General features: G+C 31.3%; 13 protein-coding genes. 10 read left to right on the forward strand and 3 right to left on the reverse strand.

Annotated elements, in window-relative coordinates:
• The first annotated feature begins 37 nt into the window (after positions 1-37).
• The 9 genes from KPL50_RS22610 to KPL50_RS22650 all read left to right on the forward strand — a co-directional run bounded on the left by KPL50_RS22610 (position 38) and on the right by KPL50_RS22650 (position 6,040).
• Positions 38-967 carry a Gfo/Idh/MocA family protein gene (locus KPL50_RS22610; RefSeq protein ID WP_216300792.1) on the forward strand — a complete coding sequence of 310 codons (930 nt, stop codon included), beginning with the start codon at positions 38-40 and terminating at the stop codon, positions 965-967.
• Between the two features lie 19 nt (positions 968-986).
• Positions 987-1,640, forward strand: coding sequence for an HAD family phosphatase (locus KPL50_RS22615; protein ID WP_216300793.1), 654 nt, complete (start codon positions 987-989; stop codon positions 1,638-1,640).
• A 46-nt stretch (positions 1,641-1,686) separates the two neighbouring features.
• A complete protein-coding gene (locus tag KPL50_RS22620; RefSeq protein WP_216300794.1) occupies positions 1,687-1,953 on the forward strand; it encodes a hypothetical protein in 267 nt (88 codons plus the stop codon).
• A 230-nt stretch (positions 1,954-2,183) separates the two neighbouring features.
• Positions 2,184-2,381 (forward strand): hypothetical protein, encoded by a 198-nt coding sequence (locus KPL50_RS22625; protein ID WP_216300795.1) that lies wholly within the window; start codon positions 2,184-2,186, stop codon positions 2,379-2,381.
• A gap of 79 nt (positions 2,382-2,460) precedes the next feature.
• Complete coding sequence (locus KPL50_RS22630; protein WP_216300796.1) at positions 2,461-3,066, forward strand: NUDIX hydrolase N-terminal domain-containing protein; 606 nt, start codon at positions 2,461-2,463, stop codon at positions 3,064-3,066.
• A 151-nt stretch (positions 3,067-3,217) separates the two neighbouring features.
• Positions 3,218-3,502: a ribosomal protein L7/L12 gene (locus tag KPL50_RS22635; RefSeq protein ID WP_216300797.1), complete on the forward strand. Its 285-nt coding sequence runs from the start codon at positions 3,218-3,220 to the stop codon at positions 3,500-3,502.
• 364 nt (positions 3,503-3,866) lie between these two features.
• Positions 3,867-4,397: a DUF2500 family protein gene (locus KPL50_RS27755; RefSeq protein ID WP_216300798.1), complete on the forward strand. Its 531-nt coding sequence runs from the start codon at positions 3,867-3,869 to the stop codon at positions 4,395-4,397.
• 578 nt (positions 4,398-4,975) lie between these two features.
• On the forward strand, positions 4,976-5,884 hold the full coding sequence (locus KPL50_RS22645) for a DUF4351 domain-containing protein (protein ID WP_216300799.1): 909 nt from the start codon (positions 4,976-4,978) through the stop codon (positions 5,882-5,884).
• Positions 5,885-5,896: 12 nt separating this feature from the next.
• Positions 5,897-6,040 (forward strand): IS3 family transposase, encoded by a 144-nt coding sequence (locus KPL50_RS22650; protein WP_216300800.1) that lies wholly within the window; start codon positions 5,897-5,899, stop codon positions 6,038-6,040.
• Between the two features lie 151 nt (positions 6,041-6,191).
• Here KPL50_RS22650 and KPL50_RS27235 read toward each other — a convergent pair whose 3' ends face one another.
• Positions 6,192-7,226: a YjgB family protein gene (locus tag KPL50_RS27235; protein WP_253200767.1), complete on the reverse strand. Its 1,035-nt coding sequence runs from the start codon at positions 7,224-7,226 to the stop codon at positions 6,192-6,194.
• 361 nt (positions 7,227-7,587) lie between these two features.
• On the opposite strand from KPL50_RS27235, the gene KPL50_RS22660 reads away from it, so the two are divergent.
• Positions 7,588-7,746 (forward strand): hypothetical protein, encoded by a 159-nt coding sequence (locus KPL50_RS22660; RefSeq protein WP_216300801.1) that lies wholly within the window; start codon positions 7,588-7,590, stop codon positions 7,744-7,746.
• Between the two features lie 199 nt (positions 7,747-7,945).
• Here the strand turns inward: KPL50_RS22660 and KPL50_RS22665 are convergent, their stop codons facing one another.
• Both KPL50_RS22665 and KPL50_RS22670 read right to left on the reverse strand, forming a co-directional pair.
• Positions 7,946-8,488 carry a GNAT family N-acetyltransferase gene (locus KPL50_RS22665; RefSeq protein ID WP_216300802.1) on the reverse strand — a complete coding sequence of 181 codons (543 nt, stop codon included), beginning with the start codon at positions 8,486-8,488 and terminating at the stop codon, positions 7,946-7,948.
• Positions 8,489-8,625: 137 nt separating this feature from the next.
• Positions 8,626-8,769, reverse strand: coding sequence for a GNAT family N-acetyltransferase (locus KPL50_RS22670; protein WP_216300803.1), 144 nt, complete (start codon positions 8,767-8,769; stop codon positions 8,626-8,628).
• Between the last annotated feature and the right edge of the window lie 553 nt (positions 8,770-9,322).

The following is a 9,322-nucleotide window of genomic DNA, read 5'->3' on the forward strand; positions in this document are numbered from 1 at the left end:
GGATGCAAAATTAAATGTTAAATACAATTATTGGGAGATGATTAAAATAAATAACAAACTTCGAATTGGTATAGTGGGTCTTGGAAACATAGCTCAAAAGGTATATTTGCCTTTTCTTACAAAAGAAACAGCTTGGTCTCTGATTGGTGCCTATTCCCCAACTGAAAGTAAAAGAAAAGAAATTTGCACCTGCTACCGTATTAATGATTTTTCTAATTTATCCGATTTAATTAAAGAATGTGATGCACTTTTCGTCCATAGTTCAACGGCTGCTCATTTTGAAATTGTATCAGAGGCACTAAGAAAAGGAAAAGATGTTTACGTAGATAAGCCCTTGGCGTCTACTTTGGAGGAAGCAGAAAAATTAGCAGAATTAAGTATAAAATATGGAAGGAAAATAATGGTAGGCTTTAATCGAAGATTTGCGCCTATGTATGTAAAGGCAAAGCAGGAAGGAAATAAAGCTGCTTGGGTACGTATTGAAAAACACAGAGTAAATGGGATTGGACCCAAGGATTTTGAATTTACCATGCTTGATGATTATATTCACTTAGTTGACACTGCCCGTTGGATTGGAGAGCCGGACAGCAGTATAAAGGGCTGGAGCGAAGTTAACGCTGAGAAACAATTAATCTATGCTCAACATTTTTATAAGGGCCAAAATAATAAACAGATTTTTTTAGGCATGCACAGGAATACGGGATCAAATATGGAGCAGCTGGAGTTTGTAGCTGAAAATTCCATAATAAGAGTTAAAAATATGGATACAATGGAAGTTGAAAAGGAGGGAAAAATAATAACAAGTACATCTCCTTCCTGGGATACAATCTTAAAGCGCAGGGGATTTGAAGATGCTATAATGCATTTTATTAATTCAATAATTGGCGATACCCAACCTACTTCTGATGCTGTGGAGGGTCTAAAAACTCAAAGACTTGTTCATGACATCCTTCAACAGATAAAATAAAGAACAGGATGGTGATTTTATGCTAAAAGCAGTCATATTTGATATGGATGGAGTAATTATTGATAGTGAACCTACACATATGAAGCTGGAAAATGAGACATACAAAAAATTAGGCATAGAGGTTTCAGGAGATGAGCATCTCTCTTTCGTAGGTTCAACCTCCCATTATATGTGGGACACTCTAAAAAACAAATATAAGCTTAGTCAAACAATTGAGGAGTTAATTGAATACGAAAGAAACAAATATTTTAAATACCTAAATTCAGATGAATGTGAGATAACTCTTATTGAGGGTGTAAAAGAGCTAATACAAGACTTACATGATAATGGAGTAAATCTAGCCATTGCATCATCATCACCACTAAATGTAATTGAGGCTATAGCAAAGAAATTTCAAATAGAAGAATACTTTGAAGTTTTTGTTACCGGTGACTATGTAAAGAAAAGTAAGCCTGAACCAGATATATTTATTTTTGCCGCACAGAAGCTTGGGATAAGCCCAGAAAATTGCATAGTTATTGAGGATTCTAATAATGGGGTACGTGCAGCAAAAAAAGCAGGTATGAAGTGTGTAGGAATTAATAGCGATGTTGAAGCAAGGCAAGATATTTCCATGGCAGATTTAGTAATAAATAGCTTTAAAGAAGTAAATTATATAAAATTAAGTAAGTAAATCAAAAACACTAAAGAGAAAATAGGAGCTACTGAGATATATAAATTTGTTAAGGATTGATCCCAAAAGAAAAAATGACTCACATAATAATAAAGATGACATGCAAAAACTGGCAATCGAAGATAATGCACTAATTATAAAATATAAGACGTGCTGGCAGCGCAAAAACATAAGAGTTGTTTCTACCAAGTTCACTTGGCCCAATTGGCGCAGCACTTCAGAAGAGATAATTGATATTACGCAAGAATATTTTCAAATAATTATTAAAGAGTTAGAAATATTGAAGCCTGATGTAGTTATAATAAATAGCTAGTTGAGGTGATGTTAAATCACCTTCGACTAGTTATTTGTGTTTAAGAAAATTAGTTTTTTAATTAACCATCCAAGTGCATTGAATGCAACTATAAAAACTACTGTAAAAACTGCAAAATACATAAAGGAATTTATAATTTTCACCCCATTTTATCTTTTACTAATTTTCTGAATAGGTTGATATACAACAATATTATATTATTGCCATACAAAACATATATTTAATTGGCTATGTTAGACCTAAATAGGGATAAAGAAGATATAAAAACTTTTTCGGATTTAGAGTTACAAGACTTATTTGACTTCATAGGGGAGATAATGTCACTTAATTCATTAACTCATAGCCTTCCTAAAGATTGTAGAGAATTTCGATTTGCAAAGGGGGAGGTTTGCCCTCATTGTAAAATTTATGCTATAATTAGTATATAATATACTATATTTTAGTAAACAATCGTAGATTATTGCGTCGGAATTATAATTTTTAGAAATTTTAGGGAGGTTGGGAAATATGAATAATATATTATTACTTTTAGAACAAATACGCTCAATAGCACAACTTGGATTGTGTTATGCAAAAGACCCATATGACAATGAAAGATACGAAAAATTACTTGAATTAGCATCTAATGAATATTCTCAGATATGTAATATTGAAGAGAAAATAATTGTTGAACGATTTAAAAAAGAGTTAGGTTATATAACTCCTAAGGTTGGCGTAAATGGAGTAATTATTTCGCAAGAAGGAAAAATTCTTTTAGAAAGACGTGCTGACGATAAATTGTGGGGCATTCCTGGTGGTTGGACTGAAACAGGTGAAAGCCCTCAACAATCAATAAAAAGAGAGATTTATGAAGAAACAGGACTTAATGTAGAAGTGAAAGAAATCATAGACATATTTACGAGGATACCAGGAGATTTTGGACAACCCCATACATCATATCATATATTGTTTTATTGCGAGGTAATAGATGGATGCTTAAAAGCATCGTTTGAAAGTATAGAGATTGGATTCCATGACTTTAATAAGATAACTGAATGGCATAGAGACCATCTTGATATGGCTCGGAAAGCGAAAGAGTTCTTAAATGAATATAATAAGAAAATCAATGTATGATAATTTTACAGGAGTTATCAAAAATATATTTGAATTGTAACCATTTGCAAGATAATTAATTCCGATTCTTCTTATTATTGTTGAGCAATGGTAGAATATTATGAGTTAATTGTTAAGTTGTTTATTATTAAAAATTAGGGGGAAACAACATATGGATGATAATATTATATGGATAATTATAGGAGTATTGTTACTATCGAGTATATTAACTGGCATTAATCAATTACGAAATGATATCAAACGCACAAATAAGGTTTTAGAAAAAATTGCTAAACAAATTGGAGTCCCTGAAACAGCTGTTGATGATGAAATTAAAAGTCTTGTTATAGATGGTAAAAAGATTAAAGCAATTAAAATGTACAGACAAACTACAGGATTAGGATTGAAAGAAGCCAAAGAACAGATCGATTTATTGAGTGAAAAATTAAAGAAATAGGAAATAAACAATTTTCATTAAGGTTGTAATCAAATAAAAAATATCCTACATCATAGGAATAGATGTAGGATATTTTTTGCTTTAATTTTCGCTCAAATTAAGTTGATAATACTTGTGTGTTTTACTATGGGAAAATTGATTTTGCACCTCTAAAGTGAACCCATTGAGAAAAATGGTTAATTTTTTATTTATTTTTGAAATATGACAATATTAGCCTAATTTAGCAAAGTTAACATGATAGAATAGGTCAAATGAGGCTTTAAATAATAAAATGTATGATTTTGTAGTGAGGTAAATATGGGTAAAAATAAGAACTTGCCATTTGCCACGTGGATGGCACCAAATAGCAGAGGAGGGGATTTAAGTGTCAAGCAGTCAAAATGTTTTTTTTACTGTAAAGCGGGGGATACTAATATTAATTTTATACAGTATAACAATAATGGTTTACTTCACGTGTTTTTATAAGCCGCTGGAGCTTATAGCTTCTAATTTGGACATTCCTGAAATTGCATCTGCAAATGAAATTTTAAAGTCTATTAATCGTGACGATATAATGTTCTTTTTTATATTTTCTTTTTTAGGTGTTGTAGCTATTCTTCTGATTGTAACATTTATATACCAAGAGATAGTATTATGCACTAAACCTATTATTGCTGTTAATGCTAGGTTAAAGTCAAAAGAATCAGTTATGCAGATGTCTGGAGACTATATGGGATTTTCATCTGTTGGGTATAATTATAAGCTAATATTTGAAACAGATAATGAGGTTGAAATGGTTTTTGTTGTTGTTCCTAAATATTATGCCACAATCATGGAAGGGAATAAGGGGATTTTAAAATATAAACAGGGAAGATTAAATAGATTTATAGGGTTTGATCTTAAATCAATAGATTAGGAGCATTTTTACTGAATAATAATTAATTAGAATCTTGTAAAAGTTAATTAAAATTTAATTAACACTTAACTGAAGTATCTAATAATAGGCTGAAATCAGTTCCTTTGCGGAGTTAAGCCTTAGCTAATAACCTTGTTAAATTTAACTAGAATTATAAATAGAACAGAAAAAGAGATATAGCAGTATGAGCCAACATCACCAGCGGATATTACCACGGTTCCCATTTTTTCTATATTGCGGTTTGCCATCTTATGATAGAGAGTCTGAACTTAGTAGTCTATCTCCATCACCTAATACTACATCAAATTCTCCATAAACCATTTCCTTCATTATAGCGTTATATTAATTTCTGTTTGCAACATGGGATGCATAATCAGCTGGAGTAGCGTGCAGCCACTAGGGAAGGAAAGCTAATAGCAGTACTTAGAAAATTAAAGCATTGCTGCCGAAATGTATAGAAATATATTTCGGCAGTTTTTTTGTTGTTGCAATAATAAGAACAAATGTTCGCATATAATGCAAAGTAATACTAATACTATAGACAGGTAATATTATGATATAATAAAGGAGGAATAGACATGGATTATGAAAAGATTGAAGATTCGGTGCTTAAAAGTGCTATGGACTTTTTTCAACAAAATGCAGTTAATTTTTTTGGAATAAATACTAAGATAATAGCACCAGCACAAACGGAGCTAAAAGATATAAAAATAAATACAAACTTTATGGATTATACTTTCCATACAGAAGATGGTAATTATCTTCATTTCGAATTCCAAACAACAAATAGGCAAGAGGATATAAGAAGATTTATGTTTTATGATGCATCTTTGCATTATAAAGGGAATAGAAAAATAAGAACGGTAGTAGTATATTCTTCAGATATTAAAATGGTAGAAAACTATATAAATGCAGGAAGTATTAAATATAATATAGAAGCCTATTATATGAATAATATAGATGGTGATGAAAAATATAATTACTTAAAAAACAAAATTGATAATAATGAAGAACTTACAAATGAAGAGATATTAAGTCTAACATTTATTCCATTAATGAAGGGAAATCTAACAAGATCAGAAAGAACTATAAGAAGTATAGAATTAGCAGATAAAATAAATATAAGTGATAGTAAATTAAAGTGTCTTACAATGTTGTATGCATTATTAGAGAAATTCGGTGATGCTGAAAGTAAGAAAAAATTCAAGGAGGTATTTAATATGACAGAAATAGGTAAGATGATATTAGAGGATGGAATTGCTAAAGGAATGGAAAAAGGAATGGAAAGAGGAATGGAAAGAGGAATGGAAAAAGGTAGGAAAGAAGGAAAAGCACAGCTTTTATTAAAACAGTTAACTAAGAAATTCAATAAAATACCAAGTGAATATAAAAATAAGATAATGGAATTACCAGATGAAACTATAGAGATAATAGGACTTGAACTATTTGAAATGAAAGATGTGAAGGAAATAGAGAAATACTTTTAGTATGGGGTCCGGATGGAAGATGATTATATGGACTTTTACAACAATGATCGTTACCAATGGAATCTAGCAAAACTCTCACCATATCAATATGCCTTATACTTAAATACAGGTAAGTACCCTATAAAAGTTAAAAAAACCCTTATATCAGAAATATGATATAAGGTTTTTTTTAAGGCTCTTTTTTTAGAATCTCATTGACACAGAGTCCACTTTAAATAGATACTTTTATAGCTTTTATTATTTAAAAATATAAATGACTTCTAATTATAGCTTTCTTAGTAGAATTATTAAGCTATTATTGTTTGATTCACCATTGTCTTCCAGGGTCATCTGCCATAGAATTTACGGTTCCCCTCGGATATAGAACATTATAATGATCCATCACAGGGCTCGGATTATCAATTGTAGGACTACTAAATACCATTTCCAATTTAAACTCTGTGCCGGATGTATATCCTATAATTTCTTGAGTACCGATCTTGGAATTAAACACTGGGGTTCCGAAAACCTCTTTCACTTTAGCTAAGGATAGGACCTTAATCTGGGTATCGAAAGACCGGACTTCAAATACTTGCTCTCCCTTGTTGATACCAAAGACAGTATTATGGTTCTTATAAGTTGCATAGCTGCCTTTAGCAGATGCTACGTAAACAGTTTTATCTGCCTGCCCCCAAGCTTTTATAATAGTTTCCATATTCGTTGTTTTGGCAGGAAAGTCACAATTAATAATTTTTCCTTGTTTTGCAAGCTTCATCATATTCAAAAGCATAACTGTTTTTAAATCGCTGCTTTGGACTATCTGAACTACTTTAAGAGGATGAGTTTTCAATATTTCTTCCACTTCTTGATACCCAGTGGGGTATGCGAAGTTGTAACGTGCTGGCAGTGCAAAAACATAAGAGTTGTTTCTACCAAGTTCACTTGGCCCAATTGGCGCAGCACCTATATGAAATTCCTCTTGCTGAAGTAAGTTCCATTGGCCGAGAGTAAACACCATAATAGGAATATCCTGGCGCGGGTTATTAGAAGTCCATTGAGGATGTCTAATGGAAATTTTAGGGCCAGTCTCAGTAAGCTTTCCAGATGCTATATCATTACCTTCCCAAATTCCATTGATTATCGAAAAATTTTGCCAACTTTTCGGTAATATAAAGTTAAAACCATATTGAGCATTCTTGTATAAAATTGAGCTTGAGTTTGTAGTTGTTGAAGAGGTTGTCTGATTTTGACTGCTACTTGTAGGAATAAGCGGGCTTTTTACGCTAGAACATCCTACAAGAAGTATCAATGACAGAACTACAATTGCACATTTTATTGTTGCTTTTTTACATGTTGATATCATAATTATCCTCCTTTCTTGTTGAACCAACTTGGTTTCTTGCAGTTGTAATCAAGTTTTTGTATGTTGAAAGCTGCAAATTAATATTTAGGCGACATTCATCAATATATTTTTGAGTATACTTATTCATACAAAGCATATATTATTTTCCTTTCAGCTCAACGTTTTTAGTATTAGTATTCATAGTTTCGATTTAAGCTTGTCTTATAAGTTCTTTTGTCTTAATAATGGAAGCATTTTAGTTAAGTATTTAGCTATTAGTATAACCTCAATAAAATAAATATCAATAGTGCTATGGATTTTTTTTCAACAAAATAACGAAGAGATTCAATAAAATACCAAGTGAATATAAAAATAAAGTGAAGTGGGACTGGCGCTGGATAATCCTTTTGGAAAGGCTTCAGGAAGTCATGTGCATGATCCTATATTCACTATTGCAAACAAGCTAAATTTCCCAATGATAGCCTTTGCTTCACCAGAAATTATAAAGACAGAAATCAGTGAAAGATTTCCTATATTTTAGGCGCTTCAAATTAATGAAGAAAGTTTATTTATCATACATGTCATTTAATTATTTATTGAAGTAATAATTATTAAAATAATTTTTATATTAGGAACCGATTCCGACTCCGACTCATCTTAATAACTATAAAAGCCACTAAAGGTTTTTCAATGATGTACTATTTCTATTACTTATGTTTTATCTTTTATAAAATAATATTCTAAGATGATATTTTCTTACTATCACATTTACTTTCATATTTGTTATATTGAGAGAACTTCGAAAGAGCGTCGTCGCACAATCTCCAAATTCTTAGGTTTTCTATAGGATATGCGTATATTCCTTTATAAAATTCAATTGCTGATTGATTCCATTCATGTACCCACCATTCAAGCCGACCACAATCCCTTTCCACTGTCAGTCTTGCAAGATATGCTAGCATCTTTTTGCCAAATCCTTTTCCTCGCATTTCGGGTTCAATATATAAATCAACTAAATGTATGCCAGGCCTACCTTGAAACGTAGAAAAACTGTTATGGAACAAAGCAAACCCAACTATGTTATCTTTGTATTCTCCAAGTATTACTTCAGCTACATTTCTATCAAACAGTGACTTTTCAAGCACACTCTCGGTAGCTGTAACCTGGTCAAGTTCATTTTCATATACAGCCAAGTCTTTTATAAACTTCAAAACAATTACCGTATCTTCACGTTTAGCAAATCTAATTTTCAATTCGTCTTGTTTTAATTGAATTACTTCCATATAAACACCCCCAAAACTATTCTAATACCAATTATTTTACATTTATGACGCGAGGTATGAAGAATACGCCACAGAATTTATTAAAGATAATGCTCACTTTACTTATGATAAGTGCTTAATCATTTCAAATGGCTCAATTACAGTAAAACCGTTCTTTGGTAAAAATTTTGAGCTTCAACATAATCCTTTGCAAACCTCGTATACAATTTAGTTATTCCGTTGCTAGTTGCATAGGTTTCCGCAGTTTTAAGGAGCTGACCACCAATTCCATTGCGCTTCAAGGATACTTGATTCAAGCACCATATAAATCATATCATCTCGATATTTACTATTATATTTGATAATTAACATGATTTCACCTCACAAAATGTATATAGTCTTTGTTGCACATAATTTTACGATTTCGTCTTAATAATACCATAATTTATCATAAATATAAATAATAGATATATCCTAATCTTCATGTCATCATATCTTCCTATGTAATTTTTGAACCGCTGTAACCGTTGACATGACTTAGTTTACACTAGTTGTGACTAATTGTTACTATTGCGTATCAACCAGTAAGCTATAGTTACCCAGTCTTCAGCTAATAAATCGGTAATCGAAGGAACCCAAGCACACTATGTCACACTATTTTCCTAGTTTGTCACAAGTAAAAACGCCACAAACTTTTATTGTTTGTGACGCCTAAATATGAAAAATGTGACTCATTGTGACCAAAAATTATCCTCATTTTGTGAGGTTCTATTTATAGACCACCAAATATGTATGATAGAACCCTTGAATTTCTAAGTATAAACACTATGAGTAATGTCAACATAAAAATTCGTA

Origin of the sequence: Clostridium sp. CF012, assembly GCF_018861755.1 — a bacterium.
In the GTDB taxonomy this organism is placed as follows: Bacteria; Bacillota; Clostridia; order Clostridiales; family Clostridiaceae; genus Clostridium_AD.

Coding starts and splice junctions, on each gene's coding strand:
- KPL50_RS22645 (WP_216300799.1), top strand. CDS start 4,976: ATGGATTATGAAAAGATTGAAGATTCGGTGCTTAAAAGTGCTATGGAC.
- KPL50_RS22615 (WP_216300793.1), top strand. CDS start 987: ATGCTAAAAGCAGTCATATTTGATATGGATGGAGTAATTATTGATAGT.
- KPL50_RS22650 (WP_216300800.1), top strand. CDS start 5,897: ATGGAAGATGATTATATGGACTTTTACAACAATGATCGTTACCAATGG.
- KPL50_RS22630 (WP_216300796.1), top strand. CDS start 2,461: ATGAATAATATATTATTACTTTTAGAACAAATACGCTCAATAGCACAA.
- KPL50_RS22625 (WP_216300795.1), top strand. CDS start 2,184: ATGTTAGACCTAAATAGGGATAAAGAAGATATAAAAACTTTTTCGGAT.
- KPL50_RS22665 (WP_216300802.1), bottom strand. CDS start 8,488: ATGGAAGTAATTCAATTAAAACAAGACGAATTGAAAATTAGATTTGCT.
- KPL50_RS22635 (WP_216300797.1), top strand. CDS start 3,218: ATGGATGATAATATTATATGGATAATTATAGGAGTATTGTTACTATCG.
- KPL50_RS22610 (WP_216300792.1), top strand. CDS start 38: ATGATTAAAATAAATAACAAACTTCGAATTGGTATAGTGGGTCTTGGA.
- KPL50_RS27235 (WP_253200767.1), bottom strand. CDS start 7,226: ATGATATCAACATGTAAAAAAGCAACAATAAAATGTGCAATTGTAGTT.